This is a genomic window from Yoonia litorea (genome assembly GCF_900114675.1).
GTDB lineage: Bacteria > Pseudomonadota > Alphaproteobacteria > Rhodobacterales > Rhodobacteraceae > Yoonia > Yoonia litorea.
Genome location: NZ_FOZM01000001.1, coordinates 441,955 through 461,829 on the forward strand (window position 1 = coordinate 441,955; position 19,875 = coordinate 461,829).

The 19,875-nt window shown below is 57.9% G+C and carries 23 protein-coding genes and 1 pseudogene; 10 read left to right on the forward strand and 14 right to left on the reverse strand.

The annotated features are described in order from the left end of the window. The first annotated feature begins 88 nt into the window (after nucleotides 1–88). The 7 genes from BM316_RS02345 to BM316_RS02375 all read left to right on the forward strand — a co-directional run bounded on the left by BM316_RS02345 (nucleotide 89) and on the right by BM316_RS02375 (nucleotide 5,036). Nucleotides 89–865: an NAD(P)H-dependent oxidoreductase gene (locus tag BM316_RS02345; RefSeq protein WP_090203495.1), complete on the forward strand. Its 777-nt coding sequence runs from the start codon at nucleotides 89–91 to the stop codon at nucleotides 863–865. Nucleotides 866–1,090: 225 nt separating this feature from the next. Continuing rightward, entirely contained in the window at nucleotides 1,091–1,372 is a 282-nt protein-coding gene (gene ihfB / locus BM316_RS02350) for an integration host factor subunit beta (protein WP_090203497.1), read from the forward strand. A 97-nt stretch (nucleotides 1,373–1,469) separates the two neighbouring features. Beyond that, nucleotides 1,470–1,826 (forward strand): lipopolysaccharide assembly protein LapA domain-containing protein, encoded by a 357-nt coding sequence (locus tag BM316_RS02355; protein ID WP_090203500.1) that lies wholly within the window; start codon nucleotides 1,470–1,472, stop codon nucleotides 1,824–1,826. Continuing rightward, the gene (locus tag BM316_RS02360; RefSeq protein WP_090203502.1) at nucleotides 1,823–2,473 is read left to right on the forward strand and encodes a phosphoribosylanthranilate isomerase; all 651 of its coding nucleotides are present in this window, start codon (nucleotides 1,823–1,825) and stop codon (nucleotides 2,471–2,473) included. The genes BM316_RS02355 and BM316_RS02360 overlap by 4 nt, the downstream gene beginning before the upstream one ends. Before the next feature lie 190 nt (nucleotides 2,474–2,663). Then, complete coding sequence (gene trpB / locus BM316_RS02365) at nucleotides 2,664–3,890, forward strand: tryptophan synthase subunit beta (protein ID WP_090203505.1); 1,227 nt, start codon at nucleotides 2,664–2,666, stop codon at nucleotides 3,888–3,890. Between the two features lie 120 nt (nucleotides 3,891–4,010). Then, on the forward strand, nucleotides 4,011–4,532 hold the full coding sequence (locus BM316_RS16640) for a PepSY domain-containing protein (protein ID WP_207493605.1): 522 nt from the start codon (nucleotides 4,011–4,013) through the stop codon (nucleotides 4,530–4,532). Between the two features lie 30 nt (nucleotides 4,533–4,562). Further along, on the forward strand, nucleotides 4,563–5,036 hold the full coding sequence (locus BM316_RS02375) for a helix-turn-helix transcriptional regulator (protein ID WP_090203507.1): 474 nt from the start codon (nucleotides 4,563–4,565) through the stop codon (nucleotides 5,034–5,036). Here BM316_RS02375 and BM316_RS02380 read toward each other — a convergent pair. The 4 genes from BM316_RS02380 to BM316_RS02395 form a co-directional block, all read right to left on the reverse strand. After that, nucleotides 5,033–5,413 (reverse strand): DUF2237 family protein, encoded by a 381-nt coding sequence (locus BM316_RS02380; protein WP_090203510.1) that lies wholly within the window; start codon nucleotides 5,411–5,413, stop codon nucleotides 5,033–5,035. The two genes, BM316_RS02375 and BM316_RS02380, sit on opposite strands and share 4 nt — an antisense overlap. Before the next feature lie 40 nt (nucleotides 5,414–5,453). Beyond that, complete coding sequence (locus BM316_RS02385; RefSeq protein WP_090203512.1) at nucleotides 5,454–6,494, reverse strand: DUF2332 domain-containing protein; 1,041 nt, start codon at nucleotides 6,492–6,494, stop codon at nucleotides 5,454–5,456. Continuing rightward, nucleotides 6,491–7,174 (reverse strand): aminoacyl-tRNA hydrolase, encoded by a 684-nt coding sequence (gene pth / locus BM316_RS02390; protein ID WP_090203515.1) that lies wholly within the window; start codon nucleotides 7,172–7,174, stop codon nucleotides 6,491–6,493. Before pth ends, BM316_RS02385 begins: the two co-directional genes overlap by 4 nt. A 160-nt stretch (nucleotides 7,175–7,334) precedes the next feature. Next, entirely contained in the window at nucleotides 7,335–7,982 is a 648-nt protein-coding gene (locus BM316_RS02395; RefSeq protein WP_090203518.1) for a 50S ribosomal protein L25/general stress protein Ctc, read from the reverse strand. 156 nt (nucleotides 7,983–8,138) lie between these two features. Between BM316_RS02395 and BM316_RS02400 the strand changes: the two genes are divergently transcribed. Further along, nucleotides 8,139–9,272, forward strand: coding sequence for an MFS transporter (locus tag BM316_RS02400; protein ID WP_090207397.1), 1,134 nt, complete (start codon nucleotides 8,139–8,141; stop codon nucleotides 9,270–9,272). A 60-nt stretch (nucleotides 9,273–9,332) separates the two neighbouring features. Here BM316_RS02400 and BM316_RS02405 read toward each other — a convergent pair whose 3' ends face one another. The 4 genes from BM316_RS02405 to trpA all read right to left on the reverse strand — a co-directional run bounded on the left by BM316_RS02405 (nucleotide 9,333) and on the right by trpA (nucleotide 12,052). Beyond that, nucleotides 9,333–9,551, reverse strand: a complete 219-nt coding sequence (locus BM316_RS02405; RefSeq protein ID WP_090203521.1) for a hypothetical protein — start codon at nucleotides 9,549–9,551, stop codon at nucleotides 9,333–9,335. Nucleotides 9,552–9,695: 144 nt separating this feature from the next. Beyond that, nucleotides 9,696–9,914 (reverse strand): hypothetical protein, encoded by a 219-nt coding sequence (locus BM316_RS02410; RefSeq protein WP_090203523.1) that lies wholly within the window; start codon nucleotides 9,912–9,914, stop codon nucleotides 9,696–9,698. Nucleotides 9,915–9,940: 26 nt separating this feature from the next. Further along, complete coding sequence (locus BM316_RS02415; protein ID WP_090203525.1) at nucleotides 9,941–11,104, reverse strand: alpha-hydroxy acid oxidase; 1,164 nt, start codon at nucleotides 11,102–11,104, stop codon at nucleotides 9,941–9,943. 156 nt (nucleotides 11,105–11,260) lie between these two features. Next, nucleotides 11,261–12,052, reverse strand: coding sequence for a tryptophan synthase subunit alpha (gene trpA / locus BM316_RS02420; protein WP_090207401.1), 792 nt, complete (start codon nucleotides 12,050–12,052; stop codon nucleotides 11,261–11,263). 147 nt (nucleotides 12,053–12,199) lie between these two features. Between trpA and ychF the strand changes: the two genes are divergently transcribed. Beyond that, a complete protein-coding gene (ychF, locus tag BM316_RS02425) occupies nucleotides 12,200–13,297 on the forward strand; it encodes a redox-regulated ATPase YchF (protein ID WP_090203528.1) in 1,098 nt (365 codons plus the stop codon). A gap of 4 nt (nucleotides 13,298–13,301) precedes the next feature. Here ychF and BM316_RS02430 read toward each other — a convergent pair whose 3' ends face one another. The 5 genes and pseudogenes from BM316_RS02430 to BM316_RS02450 form a co-directional block, all read right to left on the reverse strand. After that, a complete protein-coding gene (locus BM316_RS02430; protein WP_090203530.1) occupies nucleotides 13,302–14,150 on the reverse strand; it encodes an EamA family transporter in 849 nt (282 codons plus the stop codon). A gap of 88 nt (nucleotides 14,151–14,238) precedes the next feature. Beyond that, nucleotides 14,239–15,051: pseudogene (locus tag BM316_RS02435) on the reverse strand (TIGR03915 family putative DNA repair protein); the annotation flags it as partial. A 2-nt stretch (nucleotides 15,052–15,053) separates the two neighbouring features. Beyond that, nucleotides 15,054–16,289 (reverse strand): putative DNA modification/repair radical SAM protein, encoded by a 1,236-nt coding sequence (locus BM316_RS02440; RefSeq protein ID WP_090203536.1) that lies wholly within the window; start codon nucleotides 16,287–16,289, stop codon nucleotides 15,054–15,056. A 50-nt stretch (nucleotides 16,290–16,339) separates the two neighbouring features. After that, nucleotides 16,340–17,254, reverse strand: coding sequence for a glycosyltransferase family 92 protein (locus BM316_RS02445; protein WP_090203538.1), 915 nt, complete (start codon nucleotides 17,252–17,254; stop codon nucleotides 16,340–16,342). Then, nucleotides 17,251–18,402: a capsular polysaccharide export protein, LipB/KpsS family gene (locus tag BM316_RS02450; protein WP_090203541.1), complete on the reverse strand. Its 1,152-nt coding sequence runs from the start codon at nucleotides 18,400–18,402 to the stop codon at nucleotides 17,251–17,253. The genes BM316_RS02445 and BM316_RS02450 overlap by 4 nt, the downstream gene beginning before the upstream one ends. Nucleotides 18,403–18,595: 193 nt before the next feature. Here BM316_RS02450 and BM316_RS02455 point away from each other — a divergent pair, with 193 nt between their 5' ends. Further along, complete coding sequence (locus BM316_RS02455) at nucleotides 18,596–19,279, forward strand: tyrosine-protein phosphatase (protein WP_090203543.1); 684 nt, start codon at nucleotides 18,596–18,598, stop codon at nucleotides 19,277–19,279. Here BM316_RS02455 and BM316_RS02460 read toward each other — a convergent pair. Beyond that, nucleotides 19,276–19,875: a YdeI/OmpD-associated family protein gene (locus tag BM316_RS02460; RefSeq protein WP_090203545.1), complete on the reverse strand. Its 600-nt coding sequence runs from the start codon at nucleotides 19,873–19,875 to the stop codon at nucleotides 19,276–19,278. The two genes, BM316_RS02455 and BM316_RS02460, sit on opposite strands and share 4 nt — an antisense overlap.

Sequence of the window (19,875 nt, forward strand, 5' to 3'; positions counted from 1 at the left end):
CGTCGCAGGCAACTGCGGCGGGGTTTTCTTTTGTCGCGCGACCGTGCCAGAATTGTTTTCTGCTGATGGCATCAATGAGCTTTGACAGATGACAACGACCTTGATCGTCCTCGGACATCCAAACCGGCAGTCTTTCACGGGCGCCTGGGCTGATGCCACGGCAAGAGCGGCATCAGATGCAGGCCACGATGTTCTTTGGTCAGACCTCTATGGCATGGGTTTTGATGCTGCAGAACGCGCTGAACACTACAGCGATCAAGGTAAATCTGCTGGCTTTGATCCTCTGAAGGCGCAAGAACATGCAGCCAAAGGCCAACGACTGCCGGCGGATGTTGCGGCAGAGGTTGCCAAGATCGAGCAGGCAGATCGGATCATTTTTCACTTTCCGATCTGGTGGTTTGGACCGCCTGCAATCGTGAAAGGGTGGTGTGACCGGGCGCTGGTTCATGGGGCGCTGCATACCGTAGACGCGCGCTTTGACCGTGGGCGCTGCGTTGGAAAATCTGCGCTATTTTGCGTCTCGACCGGTGCTAACTCGGAGGAATGTGGCCCAGATGGCAAAGAGGGCGACTTGAAGCTTCAGCTCTGGCCGCTTGCATACACTCTTCGTTACCTCGGGTTTTCGGTCTTGGAGCCACGGACTGTTCACGGTGTGCATGGCTACTTCGTCGGTGATGAATCGAGTGCACTTGAGGACCGCCTTTCAGGCATTCTCGGGCAGCAGAAGGACGTTATTGCAGGTTACGACAGTTTGCCTCGCATGCGGTTCAATGCAGATGATGATTTTGATGACCTTGGTCGTTTGCGACATGACAGCGAGAGCTATTCTGCTTTCATCAGGCATCCAGACGCCTGCGATAGATGACGCTGACTCAGCCCGAATCATCATGCCCGGAGATCGGCAACCTGCGCCAGCAACGCGCCGAATCGTGATTCTGGCTCACCAATCAATGCTTTGAAGCCGCTCAGAAGGCCGTTTTTGACGCAAACGGCAGCTTCCGCCTATTTCTTCAAAGAGCCGATTTGCATATAGTCTTTGGAAAAGCAGGGAAAACCTGCCATTGGTATCTAGGTGTTGGGAGGCTTAACTATGATCCGGTCTGAATTGATTCAGAAACTTGCCGACGAAAACCCGCATCTTTACCAACGTGACGTCGAACGGATCGTCAACACCATCTTTGAAGAGATCATTGAAGCGATGGCCCGTGGTGACCGTGTTGAGCTGCGGGGCTTCGGGGCTTTCTCTGTCAAAAAGCGTGACAGCCGTGTTGGACGCAACCCGCGAACAGGCGAGTCAGTCGAAGTCGAAGAAAAGCACGTGCCGTTCTTCAAGACGGGAAAGTTGCTGCGTGACCGTCTAAACGGGAATTGACGCCAAGGGCGGTTGCGCTCACCCCCTGTTGTCCTATCTGATAGTCGTAAGAAGCCGGTGACTCGCTTGCGCCGCATTTCTGCTGAAGGGGCTGATTATGAAAACCATTCGCTACACCTTCTGGGCTATCGTTGGCCTTTGCCTCATTTTGATCGGGCTCTCTAACCGGGAAATGGTGACCGTGCGCGCCATGCCCGAAGCGATGGGAGAACTCATGGGCATGTCGCCTGATATCCAGCTACCGCTGTTTGTGGTGATCTTTTTGGGTGTGGGTGCCGGTTTGATGATTGGCTTTTTGTGGGAATGGGTTCGGGAACATCGCATTCGCGCCGAAGCACGCGGCAAAGCGCGTGAAGTAGAAAGCCTCAAGCGTGAGGTCGCGCAACTGCGCGGCGGCACAGGCGAAAGTGCGGCTGCCGACGACGTATTGGCATTGTTGAACCGCCCCAAATGACGTCCCAGCAGACGCGCGTCAAAATCTGCGGCCTCAAAACCGCAGATGATATCGCCGCGGCCGTTAATGCGGGCGCATCCTACGTCGGTTTCGTCTTCTTTCCGAAATCCCCCCGCAATATCGCAATAGAGGATGCCCGCGCCCTGGCTGCCGAAGTGCCGGTTGGTGTCGCTAAGGTTGCGTTGGTGGTCAACGCTGATGATGCAATGCTTGATGCCATCACGTCTGCGGTGCCTCTGGATATCCTGCAGCTTCACGGGTCAGAGAGCCCCGAGCGCGTTTTGGAAATCAAGGCGCGCTATGGTTTGCCTGTCATGAAAGCCGTCGGTGTGGCCCAAGCCGACGATCTGGACGATCTTGCGCGCTATGGGCAGGTGGCTGACCAGCTTCTTGTTGATGCAAAACCCCCCAAGGGGGCAGAGCTGCCTGGTGGAAATGGTCTTGCTTTTGATTGGCAACTCATCGCAGGGCGCAAATGGCCCGTGCCGTGGATGCTGGCCGGTGGTCTGGACGCCGGCAATGTTGCCGAAGCGATCAGATTGACCGGTGCTCGGCAGGTGGATGTCTCCTCTGGTGTTGAGGTTGCGCCGGGGCAAAAGGATGTCGCGAAAATCGCGGCCTTCTGCGCAGCCTCTCTGAACAGCTAAGCACTCTTTCAACAGATTTACGGTTATCGGGCGGTTCATCCCTTCGGGTGAACGTTCTGAAGCGTTCAATCCGTCACTGTTTTTCACAATGATCCGGTTCGATTTTTCCGCCGCTCTGCGGCTTTTGTCGCCCTTTACCTTGGCTTGACGACTCGCTACTTCTCTGCGGTGCGAAACAGGTAGGTGTCTTATGGCGAACGATCTCTTCAACAGCTTCATGACCGGCCCCGATGACAAGGGACGCTTTGGCAAATTCGGTGGACGGTTTGTCTCTGAAACGCTGATGCCGTTGATCCTTGAGCTTGAAGAGCAATACGAACACGCCAAAACCGATCCTACGTTCTGGGCGGAGATGCATGATCTCTGGACCCACTACGTCGGACGTCCCAGCCCGCTTTACCACGCTGAGCGTCTGACCGACCATCTTGGCGGGGCCAAGATCTACATGAAACGGGATGAGCTGAACCATACCGGCGCGCATAAGATCAACAACGTGCTTGGTCAGATCATTCTGGCCCGCCGCATGGGTAAAACGCGGATTATCGCAGAAACAGGCGCTGGCCAGCACGGTGTCGCCACGGCGACAGTCTGTGCCAAATTCGGCCTGAAGTGCGTTGTCTACATGGGTGCACACGACGTGGAGCGTCAGGCCCCGAACGTGTTCCGTATGAAGCTGTTGGGGGCAGAAGTGGTCGCCGTCACATCTGGCCGCGGTACGCTCAAGGATGCTATGAACGATGCGCTGCGCGATTGGGTGACTAACGTGCGCGACACTTTCTACTGCATTGGCACTGTAGCAGGCCCGCACCCTTATCCGGCAATGGTGCGCGATTTTCAGGCCATTATCGGCAAAGAAACCAAGGAACAGATGCATGCCGCAGAAGGGCGGCTGCCTGACACAGTGATTGCCGCTATCGGTGGCGGGTCAAACGCGATGGGTCTGTTTTACCCGTTCCTCGACGATAAAGACGTACGGATCATCGGTGTCGAAGCAGGCGGCAAGGGCGTCAATGAAAAGATGGAGCACTGCGCCTCTCTGACCGGCGGGCGTCCCGGCGTCCTGCATGGCAACCGCACATATCTGCTGCAAGATGACGTGGGCCAAATTCTGGAGGGGTATTCGATCTCCGCGGGCCTCGATTACCCCGGTATCGGCCCTGAACATAGCTGGCTGCACGATATCGGACGTGCAGAGTATGTCTCGATTACCGACAAGGAAGCCCTGGAGGCCTTCCAGCTTTGCTGCGCTCAGGAAGGGATCATTCCAGCGCTGGAGCCATCTCATGCGCTCGCTCATGTGATGAAGATCGCGCCTGAACTTCCCAAGGACCACTTGTTGGTGATGAACATGTGCGGACGCGGTGACAAGGACATCTTCACGGTCGCCAAGCATCTTGGATTTGACATGGAAACCTGAACAACAGGCCTAAACTTCGGTTTAGGCCTCATGTTGACCCGTTTACAGCACGCGCGAGAGTCATGATATGGTGCAGGTAGAGAGACACTGTGCCGGCAACATGGCGCGAGGGGTGGGTCCATGATCAAGAAAATTGCACTTTGCATTGCACTGATGGGTGTCCCTCATCTGGCGTCTGCACAATCGATCCAGGACCAGATCATTTCTCAGCTTGCTGATCAGGGCTTTGGAGAAATGCAGCTCAGCCGCACGTGGCTTGGACGTGTCCAGATCATTGCGTACCGTGGCGATCTTCGGCGTGAATTGGTCTTTCATCCGCAAACCGGCGAAATCCTCCGCGACTTCTGGGAAGTGGATGAGGATGATCGCGCCCCGTCGCTGTTTAATCCGCGCAGGAGCGATGAGGACGATGAAGGCCGCGACAACGACGACGATGATCGCGATGATGATGGGTCCGATCGCGATGATGACCGCGATGGCCATCGTGATGATGATCGCGATGATGATGATCGCGATGATGATGATCGCGATGATGATGATCGCGACGATGATCGTGACGACGATGATGATGACGACGACGAGAAGGACGACCGCGACGACCGCCGCGACGACAAGCGCGAGAATGATCGTGACGACGACTAGATCATCTGTCTGACGGGAAGAGACCTTCCAATGAATTCCAAGGCGGTCTTTGCGGTTGTTGCGTTACAGGTCTTTTGTGCTGCTCTTTTTACCTTCCAAATTGCCTCTTCGGTGTTCGGATTTGCCCCATACGGTTGGCAGCTATATGAATTGATCGAGATCGGCGCGGCCCTTGGACTGATCATCGGGTCTGCGCTTGGTTGGGTGGTGTTGCGGCGCACCGTACAGCGCAACTCTATCGTTGAAGACCAGCTTCGCTTGGCGTCAGGCGCATTTATGGACGTGCTTGAAGAACGCTTCACCGATTGGGATCTGACACCTGCGGAGCGCGATGTGGCGCTCTTTGCAATCAAGGGGATGTCCACGCAAGAAATCGCGGGTCTGCGCGGCGTCAGTGAAGGAACCGTCAAAGCACAGACAAACGCGATCTATCGCAAAGCTGGCGTAAGCGGGCGCACCCAGCTTCTTAGCCTTTTCATCGACGAGTTGATGGTGGCTGACTAGCTTTCGGCATCGACTGCGTGCTCGCGCAGCACATCAATCGGCACAATATCCAGCGCGCGGACATGCGTTGACTGCAGGGTGACTTGAGGTGCGCAGCCTTCCTCATGTGCTTGCAAGAAGCGACTGGCGCATAGGCACCAGCCATCTCCGGGTTTCAGACCTGCAAACCCATACTCTGGCCGCGGCGTGCTCAGGTCGTTGCCGACATACTTCGAGAAAGCCAGAAACTCTGCCGTCATGACAGCACAGACGGTGTGGCTGCCGTGGTCAGCAGCGCAGGTATCGCAGGCGCCGTTTCGGAAAAACCCCGTCATCGGCGCCGTTGAACATGTCGCGAGCGGGCCACCGAGGACGTTGAATGACGGGTCTTTTTCCATGTTGGCGCTCCTCTCAGATCTCAGATTAGACCTAAGGCGATCAGACGGCTTGACCACCAGTCCAGTTGACCCAGCGCCCATGAAAGTCGGCACGGCCGAAATCGAGAGTAAGATTGCCCGGCCAAACCCGCAGCGTAAGAGCAGCACCTTTACCGCTTCCGTCATTTTCCATGCCGAACCAAGCCAGTGGGCTGCGGTCTGTAGCGTGCTCTCCTGCGGCTTCGATCATCTTCCTGCCGCGCTCTTGCGCGGCTCTGGGGAAATACTGCCAGGCGACAGTGCTGTAGATGAGGTGCGTTTCACCATCTTGATGGTCAAGCCGCCCTTCCAACCAGTCAATCGCATCCCCCTTGGTCACAGGCGTTTTTGCAGCGGCGATCGCTGCGCGGGTCAACGCCAATCGGTGCGGCTGGTCCGGCCACAGGTAGGCCTGCAGGCGCAAGGCATCGTCGGGATCCGCAGGGTTCAACGGGTTGAGGTCAACACCACCGCGACGCGTGATCTGCGGTGTTGATTGTGGGGGCAAGGGGCCGTCCCACTCCGGGGTGAGTGTCAGGACAGGCCCAGCAGGTCCGTAGAGCTCTCCCTCCAGCGCAAGCGCGTAGCTGTGCCAGTGCAGGTTCAGACCGCCGCTTGCCCCCAGTTCCGAGGTTCTGATGGGCAGACCGAAGCGTTCAGTCAGGACGTGACCAATCGGGATCAGCGTGACAGAGCGACGTACCTCATTTGTTTGAGGCACGCTGTCGAGCCACAGGTTCAGGTGGTTCACCTCGGTTGTCATGACGTCGCAGATAGCGGCCCAGAGTTCATCATCGTTCGCCCGTTCAGGCGGATAAACTGTTGCAAGCTGCGCGTGGCCTGTCAGGTGCAGCGCATGAAGCGCGCCTGCCAGCCGCAGCGGGACCGATTGCGCGGCCGGCCCAATTTCACCTTCCCAAGCGAAAATGCGGTCACGGATCGGACCTTCGGGCCACGTTCGCGTTGCACAAAGGCGCATCAACTGCCCCATGAAGGGAGAGTCGAGGTTTTCACAGGCCCGCGCCTGAACATGGAAGGCTTCGGCAACTTTTGAGGGGATCACTTGAACTTATCCACCAGCTTCTGTAGCGGCGATCTGTTGTCGGCCGATGGTGGCGTTTCTTTTTTCGATTTCGGCGCTGACTGCTTGGTTGTAGCTGACTTTGATGAGCGTGGCGGGTTGGTGCGCAGTGAGATGGCGTTCTGGAACTTGCCGCCGTCACCGTCTACGAGGTGTGCAACACCGTCCCCAATCCCTCGCAGGAGATCATCCAGCCATTCGGCATCTGCCTTGGGAAAGTCGCGCAGCACATATCCGGGAACGGCATCCTTGTGCCCCGGATGCCCGACGCCAAGTCTGACGCGGTCATATTCGGGGCCAATATGCGCATGAATCGAGCGCAGTCCGTTATGGCCCGCGTGACCACCACCGGTTTTCAGCCTGACTTTCCCCGGTGCGAGGTCAATCTCGTCATGAAAGACAATCACGTCCGCAGGTTCGAGCTTGAGATACCGCATCGCTTCGCCAACGGACTGCCCGGACAGGTTCATAAATGTTTCAGGCTTCAGCAGGGCAACTTTGCTTGTCCCCAGTCGGCCTTCGCTGATTTGCCCTTGGAACTTTGACTTCCAGCCAGAAAACCCGTGATCCGACGCGATCTGGTCCATCGCCATAAAGCCGATGTTGTGACGGTTGCGCGCGTATTTTGCGCCAGGATTGCCGAGGCCTACGAGAAGTTTCATGCTGCTAGTCTTACCCGCACAGACTGGCAGGTGCCAGTAACTACGAACGCCATATAGGTTTTGGGGCGTCCAAAGGCTTCGCTGCCACCGTCGATGTCATGCAAAGTAAAAAGGGCGCCCCAGCGGGGACGCCCTTCATCGTTCAGCGGTGTCGCTGAGCTTATTCTTCTGTCGCTTCTTCTGCGGCCTCTTCGCCGGAGTCTTCGCTTTCGTCGCCATCATCATCGTCGGCCAGAACCGAACGAGGTGCGGAGATGTTGGCGATGACGAAGTCGCGGTCGATTGTTGGCTTTGCGCCTTCTGGCAGTGTCACGCTGCTGATGGAGATCGTGTCACCCATCTCTGCGTTTGCCAGATCGACGACGATGCTTTCAGGGATTTCGCCTGCGAGAACTTCAAGCTCGACTTCAGGGCGTACCACGGCGAGAACGCCGCCTTTCTTGACGCCAGGTGCTGTATCTGCGTTGAGGAACTCAACAGGGATAAACAGCTTCACGCGGCTTGTACGCTTCAGGCGCATCAGGTCGATATGGACCGGCAGGTCCTTGACCACGTCACGCTGAACGCCACGGCAGATCACGCGCACATCGTCCTGACCTTCAATCTTGAGATTGAAAAGTGTGGACATGAAGCGGCCTTTGCGCAGCATGGTCAGCAGGTAGTTGAATGGGATGCTGATGGATTGGGGCTCTGCGCCACCACCATAAACAATGCCAGGTACGTCGCCATCACGGCGAGCTTGGCGGGCGGCCCCCTTGCCTGTCCCCGCGCGTACCTTGGCGTTCAGATCAGGGATCTTTCCAGCCATAGTATCTTTCCTTCGATGTAGGGGCCCGCCTCCAAGGGTGTCCGAGCCCGATGAAGCCTGCCCAATAGACGGATTGTGACGGATTGAAAAGAGGTTTTATCCCAGATTTCACTTTGGGAGTTGCTTTGGAAAATTTTGCGTTTCAACGATGCGCCTATGTCTGTTGTGAATGCGCTCAAGCTCTCTTATCGCCCCGCCGCCGCCTTTGTGATTATTGGCCTGTTTTGGGGTTGTTTCGCCGCCTATGTCCCCGTCATCAAGGCGCAGCTCGGGGCGTCAGATGCCTTGTTTGGAACGTTGTTGCTGGGATCGGCCCTAGGGCTTGTTTCAGCCATGTGGCTTGCGCCGCGCGCAGACCGCATTCTGGGTTCGCGCGCCATGCAGGTCGGCGCGTTTGTTCTTGCCTTTGCGTGGCTTTGGCCGGGACAAATGACAGCGCCGCTTCTGTTTGCTGCGGCAATGGGCTTTGTCGGGCTGGCCTCAGGTTTGCTTGACGTTGTGATGAACGCGCGGGTGAGCGAGCTTGAGGCCCGCCACGCAAAACCATTGATGAATGCAAATCACGCGATGTTTTCTGTGGCTTATGCGGTTGGGGCATTGGTGGTCGGCGTCACCCGAGAAGCAGGGATACCGCCAGCGCCTGTCTTTGCTGGCTTTGGTCTCGTGACTTTGGCTCTCTTGCCGCTCTTGCGTGTAGACGTGACTGTCGTTGAGGCAGAGGAAGGCTATTCCGGTGGCTACCCGTCGGGGATCATTCTTCTGTGCGGTGCGATTGTGCTGGTTGCCTTTATGTCAGAGGCGACGGTCGAGGCGTGGTCGGCCTTGCACATCGAGCGGACGTTGGGCGGCGGGGCCGCAGAAGGCGCACTGGGTCCTGCGATGCTGGGGCTTACGATGGCGATTGGACGCTTTTCAGGGCAAGCCGTGGCGGAGCGCTTCAAAGAGGTGAATGTGGTCCTGATCGCGGCGCTGCTGTCCGCTGTGGGTGCAGTCATCGCAGCCTTGGCGCCGTCCCCGGCTGTGGCTTACCTGGGATTCGGGATCCTTGGTTTGGGTGTTTCAGTGATCGGACCGATTGGGATTGCTTTAGCTGGCAAGCTGGTGGCCCCTCATTTGCGCACCGAAGCGATCAGCAAAGCTGCGGTGATCGGCTTTTCCGGATTCTTCCTCGCGCCGGTCGCAATGGGTGTCCTGTCTGAGGCCTTTGGACTCAGGGTCGCATTTCTGGGGGTCGCTGCTTTGTTGCTCAGCGCTGTCCCGCTTGCTTTGACTGTCAAACGGCGGCACTGAACGAAAAAGGGTGGCTGCTTTCGCAACCACCCCTCGAAACCTGCAACGCAAGTAACGTGTTTATTCGTCGTCCTCTTCGACAGATGCAGCCAGGAGCAGAGCTGCCAGGATGCCAACAACAACCAGAGTTGGGCTCAGGGAAGAACCGGCTGGCTCCATCATTGGCTCTTCGATAACAACTGGGGCTTCCATGACTTCTTCAGCCATGCCGCCAGCGAATGCAGTTGTCGAAAGAGCTGCGATTGAAGCTGCAGCTACGAGTGTTTTTGTGATGCGCATTTTATGCTCCTCATTGAACTTTTTTGGCCGCGCATCACCTCAAGATGTGCACGGAACATATTCGCAGATATCGCATTTTTCCGCTGCGTCAATCGGTTGCAGTCAAAACAGCATGTTTTTTGGTGACGATGTGGCCGAATTATCCTATCGGCGCTCCGATTCTTCTTTCTGCTCGACAGCGGCCCAGACGAGAAGCAAAGCCAGCACTGTGATCAGGATGTCCGGCGTTCCCAGCGATGAGGTGGGGCTGGCAAGAACGACATCTTCGGCGGCGGGCGGGGTCAGGTCCTCTGACAGAGCCGGGCCAGCGGTGCCAACAATCGTCGCCGCCAAAAGCAGTCCTTTGAAGGGATGTGCGAACATGACAGCTCCTTTTCTGGCCCGAAATGCTATGCCCAGCGGCCTTCAAAATCTTCAGGCACCATGAGGATGTCGCGATCAACGTTGTTGATGTCCCGGCGACCGCAGAGCGCCATCGTCGTGTCCAGTTCCTTATGGATAATCTCTAGCGCCTTGGTCACGCCCTTTTGCCCCATAGCACCCAACCCGTTGACGTAGGCCCGCCCGATGTAGGTGCCCTTGGCGCCCATGGCGATGGCCTTGAGCACGTCCTGGCCTGACCGGATGCCGCTATCAAGGTGCACTTCGACCTTGTCGCCAACGGCTTCCATGATGGCGGGCAGTGCGCGGATGGAGGAGACGGTGCCGTCGAGTTGGCGACCGCCGTGGTTTGAGACGACGATGGCGTCGGCGCCGAGTTCGGCTGCTTTGCGCGCGTCGTCGGCATCCATGATGCCTTTGAGGATTACCGGACCGCCCCACATCTTCATCAACTCTGCGACCCTTTCCCAATCAAGAGCGTGGTCGAAAGCCTCCGCTGTCCAGGACGCCAGAGAGGCGGGATTGGAGACGCCTTTTGCGTGTCCGACGATATTGCCAAAGAACCGCCGTTTGGTCTGAAGCATCTCGATCCCCCATGGCCATTTGGTGGCCAGATCAGCCATGCTGGCGAGGGTGAATTTCGGTGGCGCTGATAACCCGTTCTTGAGGTCCTTGTGCCGCTGTCCCATGATTTGCAGATCGAGCGTAATCACAACCGCTGAGCATCCAGCGGCTCTGGCACGGTCGAAAAGCCGTTTCATAAAATCATCGTCTTTGAGTGTATATACCTGAAACCAAAAGGGTTTTTCTGTTTTCGCGGCCACATCCTCGATTGAGCAGATCGACATCGTCGAAAGGCAGAACGGCACCCCGAACTTCTCGGCGGCCCGAGCGGCTTTGATTTCGCCATCAGCACTTTGCATCCCTGTCAGGCCTACGGGGGCAAGGGCGACGGGCATGGAGACCTCTTGCCCGATCATCGTAGTCGCGGTTGTGCGGTTGGTCATATCGACCGCCACACGCTGCCTGAATTTTATCTTGTCAAAGTCGGATGTGTTTTCGCGGAAGGTCTGTTCTGTCCAGCTGCCGCTTTCGGCGTAGTCATAGAACATCTTGGGTGTGCGGCGTTTGTGCATCCGCTTCAGATCTTCAATTGTGGTAATGGCAGCCATGACGGAAATCCTCGAATTGGTAATTATTTGTTACCGATTACGGGAAATTTAGCAAGCGCGTAGAATGCATGGCTGGTGCACAGGCTGTGCAGACCACGTACACAGGCTGTACACAACCTGTACACAGGCTGTGCATACAGTTTCGTAAAGAATGGGTTAACCCCGGTGTGCGCCGTCGGCCAGCGATTTGACAAAGGCGAGGACATCCGCCGTGCTTTCGCCAGCGCCAATCTTCTCAACGATGGCGGAGCCGACCACTGCACCGTCGGCGATGCTTGCGATGGCTTCGGCTGCGTCAGGTGTCTTGATCCCGAAACCGACGATGACAGGCAGGTCGGTCTGTGACTTGATCCGTGCAACCTCCGGCGCGACCTCGGCGGTCTGGGCCTCGGCTGTGCCGGTGATGCCAGTGACGGACACGTAGTAGACGAAACCGGATGTGTTCTGGAGCACTTTCGGCAGGCGTTTGTCATCCGTTGTCGGTGTTGCCAGACGGATGAAGTTGATCCCCTTTGCCTGAGCCGGGATGCAAAGCTCTTCATCCTCTTCAGGTGGCAGATCAACAACGATCAGCCCGTCAATGCCAGCGGCCACTGCATCATCAAGAAATGCGTCCACACCGCGTGAATAGATGGGGTTGTAGTAGCCCATCATCACAATCGGTGTCGTGTCATCCTCTTTGCGCAGTTCACGTGCATAGGCGAGGGTCTTTTCCAGATCCTGACCGGCCTCAAGCGCGCGCTGGCCTGCCAGCTGGATCGTGGTGCCGTCGGCCATCGGATCGGTGAACGGCATTCCGAGTTCGATGATATCGACGCCAGCCGCAGGCAGGCCTTTGACGATCTCCAGACCTTTGGCGTAATCGGGATCGCCTGCCATGACATAAGCAACAAAGGCTTTCTTCCCCTCGGCCTGTAAGGCGGCGAATTTCGCGTCGATTCTGCTCATGGTCGTCCCCGTCATTCAAACTTGGGATGGTTTGCTTGATGGGGCGGGGAAAATCAATGGTGTCTCACTGCTTTTCCCCACACCTGCCGCCTTGCGGGGCGGGCCATCTGCGCCTAGAAGCGCGGCAAGCTGCAAAGGAGTGCTGTCATGGGTTTCAAAATGGGCATCGTGGGTCTGCCGAACGTGGGCAAATCGACCCTGTTCAACGCATTGACCAAGACTGCGGCTGCGCAGGCGGCAAACTTCCCGTTCTGCACCATTGAGCCTAACGTGGGCGAGGTGGCGGTCCCTGATGCACGTCTCGATAAGCTGGCGGCGATTGCGCAATCCAAGCAGATCATTCCGACGCGGATGACCTTTGTGGACATCGCCGGTCTGGTGAAGGGCGCCAGCAAGGGCGAAGGTCTTGGGAACCAGTTTCTGGCCAACATCCGCGAGTGCGACGCGATTGCCCATGTGCTGCGTTGCTTTGAAGATGACGACATCACCCATGTCGATGGCCGCGTTGATCCGGTCGCTGATGCCGAGGTGATCGAAACCGAGCTGATGCTTGCAGACCTCGAAAGCATCGAAAAGCGGATGCAGAACCTGACCCGCAAGATCAAGGGTGGCGACAAGGACGCCGTGCAACAGATGCGTCTGCTCGAAATGGCGCAGGCCGCCATTGAAGACGGCAAGCCTGCCCGCGTGGTTGAGGTTGATGCCGAGGACGCGAAAGCGTGGAAAATGCTGCAACTGCTGACCACAAAGCCTGTGCTTTACGTCTGCAACGTCGAAGAAGAAAGCGCGGGCAGTGGCAACAGCCAATCAGCCCGTGTGGCCGAGATGGCCGCAGCGCAAGGCAACAGCCATGTTGTGATCTCTGCCCGTATTGAAGAAGAGATCAGCCAGCTTGAGGCGGATGAAGCCGAGATGTTCCTTGGCGAAATGGGTCTTGAGGAACCCGGCCTCGACCGTTTGATCCGTGCGGGCTACGCGCTTTTGCATTTGCAGACCTACTTTACCGTTGGTCCCAAAGAGGCCCGTGCCTGGACCATCAAGGAAGGCACCTCAGCCCCGCAAGCGGCAGGTGTCATTCACGGCGATTTTGAAAAGGGATTTATCCGCGCCGAGACGATTGCCTATGGCGACTTTGTTGCCTTGGGCGGTGAACAGCCTGCAAAAGAGGCAGGCAAGATGCGCGCAGAGGGCAAAGGCTACATCGTCAAGGATGGCGATGTGATGCATTTCCTGTTCAACACCTGATCCCTCAGGGGCGCGAAAGCCGCAAAAGCGCGGCCCCGATCAGGACGGTCATGGTCGAGACGACCTTCATCAGGTCGAGCCGTTCCTTGAGGAAGAAAACACCGATCAGAAGCGCGAAGATGATGCTGGTTTCGCGCAAGGCGGTGACAAGCGCGATGGGGGCTTGCGTGAACGCCCATGTGACGATGGCATAAGCCGCAAAGGACGCGCCGCCACCGATCCAGAAAAGCTTCTGCCCTTTGGTCCATAGCGATGTGTAGGTTTTCGGCGCACGCACCGCGACAATGGCGCCAAGTGCAATGGCGTTGAGCGCTGCCAGCCAGCCGAAATAGCCCAGCGCTGTGCCTGCGGCCCTTGCGCCAAGCCCGTCGACAATCGAGTAGGCCGCGATAAAGCATCCTGTCGCGAGTGCAAATCCAGCGGCCCGTCCATTGCGCAACCCGTCGCTGCGCCGCACCAGTGCCAGGCTCACAATGCCGCATCCGATGATCAGAACGGCCAGAAGTTCCGCGCCTTGCAGCGACACCCCCAGCACGGTGACCGAAATGGCGGCGACGATCAGTGGCGCTGACCCGCGTGCGATGGGATAGACCTGCGTCAGGTCACCGGCGCTATAGGCGTAAAGCAGGAAGAACTGGTAACCCAGGTGCAAAAGGACCCCGACCACCAGATAGGGGTAGGATGCAGGGTCCGGCATCGGTGAGACGACAATCGCGACAAGCGCAAACGGCACATGGCCAAGGATGACCGCCGTCAGCGACATCAGCTTGTCCGCGCCGCCTTTGACAAGTGCGTTCCATGCTGCGTGAAGGAAAGCCGCGCCAATCACGGCAAGAAAGACCAGCGTTGTCATGGCCGCGCTCCTGAGTTTGCTATGGGCGTAAGGTGGCGCGCGCTGCAGGTTCGCGCAAGCGCTATTCTTTGGCGGGTGGTTTGCGGTCAAGCTGGCGTTTGATCGCGGCGGCGCGTTGCGGCGGGAGGGTCGGCGCGGTGTCGCGCATTTCCTGCACCTTTGCTTCCGCCCCTGCAATGAGATCCGCGATATGCTGTGCCTCCGGCAGGTTCTTCCAGTATTTTTTGGGCATCTCGGACGTCATCGCCTGCACCTTGAGCCGTGCGGGATTGAAGATGTTGCAAAAATAGGTGCCCCAAAGATCCTCGGTCGCGTCGTCAGGTAGATCGGGCTTGGGCTGGCCAGGGTGGAAGCTGAGGTTGCCGTCCACGAATTGCGCGGTGACATCGGGTGTCGCGATCATCCAGTCCATGTCGGCAAAGCGGCGGGCAAAGAACGGGGCGGTGGGCTCGACCGTGTGGTGGGTCGGCTCGAACCATGCGGCAAAGCTGCGCCGCTCACCGCCCTGACGCAGATCGCGGAACCGAACAAAGGCCTTCATCTTGTGCTTGCAGCGATGCACGGCCTTTTCCATCTGGCGCAGCTTGGCAAGATCGCGGTCGGCGCGGTCCTGCATCAGCCCCGGCTGGTGCCGCAACCGCCAGAGCAGGGTGTAAAGTCGCGCAAAGCGTTGCGGGTCATTGTGCCAGACCACCGTATTCGCCAATTCGACAAAGCTTTGCGGCACTTTGATCCGACGCGTGACAGGGGGGAGCGGGGTCTGTGTCGCAAAGAGCCCTGAGGCTGTGCCGTCATCATCCCACAGGATGTCCTCCGGCGGTACGGCGGCACCGAGCAAACGTTTGGCCGCATCGCGCCACGCGACATCAGCACCGATACGGGGCAGGGGAACGGTATACATCGTCAAAAAAGGCTCAGTTGTTCAGGGGGCGGGGCAAAGCGGGCGCGCAGATCGGCGCTGTCGGTCAGCTCGCCCGGCGACCAGTCTTTGGCGGTGATAAAGGCTCGCGCCTTTTTGAGCGATGCGCCAAGCCTTTGCAGGTCCTCATACCGGAGCGTCCGGTGCCGCCGTGTTGACAGGATACGGCCCACACTGCGTGTCCCGAACCCCGGCACGCGCAGCAGCATCTCGCGGCTGGCGCGGTTCACATCCACCGGAAAAAGATGCCTGTTCTGCAAGGCCCAGGCGAGTTTGGGATCAACTTCCAGATCGAGATTGCCGTCCGGCCGCGCCGAGGTAATTTCATCAACGTCGAACCCGTAAAACCTGAGCAGCCAGTCGGCCTGATAAAGCCGATGTTCCCTGACAAGCGGTGGCTTGATCAAAGGCAGTTTGGCCGTTGCATCGGGGATCGGCGAAAATGCCGAATAATAGACCCGCTTGAGCTTGTAATCGCCATAGAGCCGCGTGGATTGCCCCAAAATGGTGGCATCGGTTGCGGCATCCGCGCCAACGATCATCTGGGTGGATTGGCCTGCAGGCGCGAACCTTTTGCCGCGCTTGCCGGTGTAGGAGCGTTCCTTGGCGACATCCTTGCGGGATTTCACATCGCCCATCGCCTTGCGGATTGTCTCGGGGTTCTTTTCCGGCGCGTAGGCTTTGACACTGTTGTCGGTTGGCAGCTCCACATTGATCGAGAGGCGATCGGCATAAAGCCCCGCCTGTTCGATCAGTTCGGGCGCGGCATCGGGGATCGTCTTGAGGTGGATATACCCGCGAAAATGCTCGTCCTCGCGGAGCCGTTTTGCGATCTGGACGATCATCTCCATCGTGTAATCAGGGCTGCGGATGATGCCTGACGACAGGAACAGACCTTCGATGTAGTTGCGCCTGTAGAATTCGATGGTGAGCTGGACGACCTCATCAACGGTGAACCGCGCCCGCGTTACGTTCGACGAGACGCGATTTATGCAGTAGGCGCAATCGTAGATGCAGAAATTCGTCATCAGAATTTTCAGCAGGCTGATGCAGCGCCCGTCAGGGGCATAGGCATGGCAGATGCCTGACCCTTCGGTCGAGCCTAATCCCTTGCCATCGCGGCTGTCGCGCCGCGTTGTGCCGCTTGAGGCACAGGAGGCATCATATCGCGCCGCGTCCGAGAGAATCGCGAGTTTATTCTGGAGTGAGAGACTTGCCATATGTTCATGTTATGTTCTCATTTTCCGCGAGGCAAGTGGGCGAGGTGAGACTATTTGACCGCGCGCAGGTCCGCGCTGTCCATGATCCCATGTCTTGCAAGGAATTGGCGTGCAGCGGTGTCCTTGATGGCATTACTTTCGATGAGTTTTGCCTTTTTCAGGATCGCCTCTTTGCGCTGCTCCCTTTTGGCGCCTGACACGGCGGGTCCGCTGAACTTCTGTTCCATCTCGGCAACCGACATCAGGTAGTAGTGATTGAGTTGCAGCCTGTCACGCGTAGCGAAGCGTGCATCGCGCGCTTTGTTGCGGCTCATCATGCCAGCCGTATTGACCGTGCTGTCCTGATGCCTGCGCGTTTCAAATCTGTGTGGATTGACCATGGTGACTTCACAGGGATCAACAATGCATTTGAAATTAAGCAGCGGTCGGGTGGTGTCTTTCGCGCGTTCCTCAAATGCAAAGGGTGCGGCGTCCTTTGGCGGGCTTTGATGGCCGTTGTGACCGAACATTGTCCAGGGCAGGGAGATGTTAGGGTGGTCCAGACCGTCAAGCGCATCCTGGATCGTGAGCGCATCTGTCGGGACGAGGTATTCATCTGTGTCGATAAAGGCCATGCGTGCAAACCCCGCGCCGCAGGTGCAGATCGCATGCGCATAGGCGAGCGATTGTTGATGAAACCGCATCTGACTTTTCGTCTCTGCTGCGTCAAGAACCCAAGGCACGACAACTGTCCTGATCATGGAGAATGATCTGGCGATCTCTACCGTGTCGTCGGTTGAACCATTGTCGTAAAGGATGAGGTGCCGCAAACCTGCCACGGCATGAAACGCCAGCCAGTCTCGCAAGCGTGCGCCCTCGTTGCGTGCGATCAGAACAATCGCGAAATCGGCTTGGTCCTTCCGAGGCTCTGGAGGGGTCACAGTGATGCGTGTGGCAAGGTCCGGGACGCGGCGAAACAGTTTCATGACGACGCGCTCTGTTGAAGTGGCCGTCCCCAAGCCATCGGGTCATCCGGTTCGCTGATCCGGTGACGGATGCTCGCGTTCCGGATGGTATCCTGATCCGATGATGTGTCGGGGTAATAAACCTCGGACAGAAACAGCATCACCGCGTCGCGGACCTCAGGGTCGTAGTGCCATTGGTCTGCGGCACTCAGAACCTCTGACAGGGTTTCTTTTGTGGCCCTTTGTGCCATGCCGTCGATGGCCCAAAAGCACTGGCCGCACGCCACGACGGGTTTGTCAAAGAACATCGATTCCAGTCCGACCGAGGAATTGATCGTCATCACGCCGCGGCTTGCGGCGACTTGCGCGAATGTATCTGTGGCATTGTCGAGGTGGATCGGGCCGCTGGCGTCTTGCAGCAAGGCGCGTGCGATCGGTGGTGTGCTGGGGTGCTCTTTGAGGCGCAGGTGCCAGCCAGTGGGCAGGGATTTGGCTGCGTCCTTGAGCGCCAGGACGAAGCTGTCTACCGTTTTGAAATCACCGCCAAAGAGGCGCAGTTGGCTGTCACCGGGGACTTGCAGCGGGATAAAGACAAATGGATCGGTCAGAGGTGGCAGGCCGTCGCCTGCCTCCGGCGGTGTCTCTGGCGGACGCTGCTTTACGTGCTTTTTGAGGTTGCGCCATGCGGCAGCGTCGTGTCCGGCGGCCTTGGCCCACGCCAGATATGGCGCGGGGTCACGCGGGAGAGCATTGGCGAAATTCACCCCGTGCGGATCGACAGTGACACGTCCGGGGAAGGGGCCGAGTTCAAAGAAAAGCGTGCGCACCCCGGCGTCCTTTGCGGCATCCATAAAAACCCGTCGCGATCCGTTGAGGCCGTTCCAGCCGACTGCGACAGCTTTCTTGTTGCTTTCGAAGAGTGCGCGACTGCCGTTGTATTGCAGCTTCAGCGTGCGGAGCCAAAGCGCGCGCTTCCAGCCTTTTGGTGGCACGTGTTTGCTTGCAAGAAGGGCCGTTTCGGCGCGTTTTGCCGTTTCGGGGAAGTTGCGCAGACGTACCGGTGGCAGACGCCGCCACGTCAATGTGCCAAGTGGTGACAACAGGGTCGTGATCTTGGCACGTTTGTCTTTGCGCGGATCAAGACAGATGAATTTGAAAGTCTCGTCCATGTCGCCCCGGATCGTCCTGCTGTTCGTGCAAGCGTAGTTTCGTGGCGTGCCAGTAGCAAGGTGGCGCGCCGCTGTTGCGGCCCTGTGACCTGCGTGCACCAGCGATGCAAAGCCTTGAAATATGGCCGCGCTTGCGACACATGACCCCTCAGCAATGAGATAAGGCCTGATCGTGCGCAAGTTTTTGCAGAAGATGGAACAGAAGGAACGCGACCTGCGGCTGTCGTTCGGGCAGGATATCACTGATCCTGTGGAGCGCCGGAAATCGGCAAGGCATGTGTTCTGGCTCGATCATGGTGTGCTGCGCAAGCTATGGAACAACTTTGCCGAAGTGGCCCCGGGGGTCTATCGGTCCAATCATCCTGATCACAAACGCTTTGCCCGCTACAAAGCGATGGGCATCAAGACGATCCTCAACTTGCGCGGCGTGCAGAAGCAGCCGCATTACCTTTTCACCGAAGAGAGCTGCAGGCTTTTGGGCCTTGATCTGGTGACGGTGAAATTTTCGGCGCGTCAGGCCCCGCATCGCGAGCGGTTGCTTGAGCTTTTCGAGGTCTTTGAAACCATTGAAAAGCCGTTTCTGATCCACTGCAAGTCAGGGGCAGACCGGACCGGGTTGGTTGCGGCCCTTTATCTGCTGGTTGTCGAAGGGGCGCCGCTGGAGGTCGCGATGCGCCAACTTTCGTTCCGGTATCTGCATATCCGGCGGACAGCGACAGGCATTCTTGACCATTTCTTTGAGGTGTACGCCTTGCGCAACGCCAAAGAGCCGATCGGGATCGTTGACTGGATCAAAACCGAATACGACCGCGATGCGCTCACAGAAAGTTTTGCAGCCAAGCAGGCCGGGCTGAAATGGTGGCAGGGCTGGCGCTAGGCCTTTGGCGACCACTGGAACGGGCGCCGGTTGGCGGCGCTGTCCTCGACGATCTGGGTGATCTTCTTGGCGCGCGTGGCCGGGCGCTTGGCATTGAGGAGTATTTCCAGTGCACCGCGTTTGACTGAGCGTGGAAAGGCGTGCCAGTTCTGCTCGGAGCCTGTCACCGCATCAAAGGCGACTTGCAGATCAGGCGGGATCACGAGGTTTTCGACGTCATCCAGTGCTGTCCAGCTTCCGTCCTTCTGGCTGCGGGCGATGACCGCCTCACCAGCGGGTGTCATCAAGCCGTCCTTGATCAGCCTTGCGACTTTTTCCTTGTTCACGCGGCTCCAGTTTGAGCCTGGTTTGCGCGGGCTGATGTAGAGCATGGTGCGTTCTTCATCCAGACCACGCACGAGGCTATCGACCCAACCGTATGACAGGCAGGCATCGACGATCTCGCCAGTCGAGATGTATTTGTCCGGCACCGCTTTCTTGTAGGTCACGGCCCAGATGCCAGCCTCTTGACTGTGGTTGGCTGCAAGCCAGTCGCGCAAGTCTGACAGGGCCTCGAATGTGACCAGAGACGCATCTGTCAGTGGCCGCTTTGCCAT

What these genes read in the sequence shown, in the direction of transcription:
- BM316_RS02345 (WP_090203495.1), top strand. Translation starts at nt 89, where the DNA reads ATGACAACGACCTTGATCGTCCTCGGACATCCAAACCGGCAGTCTTTC.
- ihfB (WP_090203497.1), top strand. Translation starts at nt 1,091, where the DNA reads ATGATCCGGTCTGAATTGATTCAGAAACTTGCCGACGAAAACCCGCAT.
- BM316_RS02355 (WP_090203500.1), top strand. Translation starts at nt 1,470, where the DNA reads ATGAAAACCATTCGCTACACCTTCTGGGCTATCGTTGGCCTTTGCCTC.
- BM316_RS02360 (WP_090203502.1), top strand. Translation starts at nt 1,823, where the DNA reads ATGACGTCCCAGCAGACGCGCGTCAAAATCTGCGGCCTCAAAACCGCA.
- trpB (WP_090203505.1), top strand. Translation starts at nt 2,664, where the DNA reads ATGGCGAACGATCTCTTCAACAGCTTCATGACCGGCCCCGATGACAAG.
- BM316_RS16640 (WP_207493605.1), top strand. Translation starts at nt 4,011, where the DNA reads ATGATCAAGAAAATTGCACTTTGCATTGCACTGATGGGTGTCCCTCAT.
- BM316_RS02375 (WP_090203507.1), top strand. Translation starts at nt 4,563, where the DNA reads ATGAATTCCAAGGCGGTCTTTGCGGTTGTTGCGTTACAGGTCTTTTGT.
- BM316_RS02380 (WP_090203510.1), bottom strand. Translation starts at nt 5,413, where the DNA reads ATGGAAAAAGACCCGTCATTCAACGTCCTCGGTGGCCCGCTCGCGACA.
- pth (WP_090203515.1), bottom strand. Translation starts at nt 7,174, where the DNA reads ATGAAACTTCTCGTAGGCCTCGGCAATCCTGGCGCAAAATACGCGCGC.
- BM316_RS02395 (WP_090203518.1), bottom strand. Translation starts at nt 7,982, where the DNA reads ATGGCTGGAAAGATCCCTGATCTGAACGCCAAGGTACGCGCGGGGACA.
- BM316_RS02400 (WP_090207397.1), top strand. Translation starts at nt 8,139, where the DNA reads ATGTCTGTTGTGAATGCGCTCAAGCTCTCTTATCGCCCCGCCGCCGCC.
- BM316_RS02405 (WP_090203521.1), bottom strand. Translation starts at nt 9,551, where the DNA reads ATGCGCATCACAAAAACACTCGTAGCTGCAGCTTCAATCGCAGCTCTT.
- BM316_RS02410 (WP_090203523.1), bottom strand. Translation starts at nt 9,914, where the DNA reads ATGTTCGCACATCCCTTCAAAGGACTGCTTTTGGCGGCGACGATTGTT.
- BM316_RS02415 (WP_090203525.1), bottom strand. Translation starts at nt 11,104, where the DNA reads ATGGCTGCCATTACCACAATTGAAGATCTGAAGCGGATGCACAAACGC.
- trpA (WP_090207401.1), bottom strand. Translation starts at nt 12,052, where the DNA reads ATGAGCAGAATCGACGCGAAATTCGCCGCCTTACAGGCCGAGGGGAAG.
- ychF (WP_090203528.1), top strand. Translation starts at nt 12,200, where the DNA reads ATGGGTTTCAAAATGGGCATCGTGGGTCTGCCGAACGTGGGCAAATCG.
- BM316_RS02430 (WP_090203530.1), bottom strand. Translation starts at nt 14,150, where the DNA reads ATGACAACGCTGGTCTTTCTTGCCGTGATTGGCGCGGCTTTCCTTCAC.
- BM316_RS02440 (WP_090203536.1), bottom strand. Translation starts at nt 16,289, where the DNA reads ATGGCAAGTCTCTCACTCCAGAATAAACTCGCGATTCTCTCGGACGCG.
- BM316_RS02445 (WP_090203538.1), bottom strand. Translation starts at nt 17,254, where the DNA reads ATGAAACTGTTTCGCCGCGTCCCGGACCTTGCCACACGCATCACTGTG.
- BM316_RS02450 (WP_090203541.1), bottom strand. Translation starts at nt 18,402, where the DNA reads ATGGACGAGACTTTCAAATTCATCTGTCTTGATCCGCGCAAAGACAAA.
- BM316_RS02455 (WP_090203543.1), top strand. Translation starts at nt 18,596, where the DNA reads ATGGAACAGAAGGAACGCGACCTGCGGCTGTCGTTCGGGCAGGATATC.
- BM316_RS02460 (WP_090203545.1), bottom strand. Translation starts at nt 19,875, where the DNA reads ATGGCAAAGCGGCCACTGACAGATGCGTCTCTGGTCACATTCGAGGCC.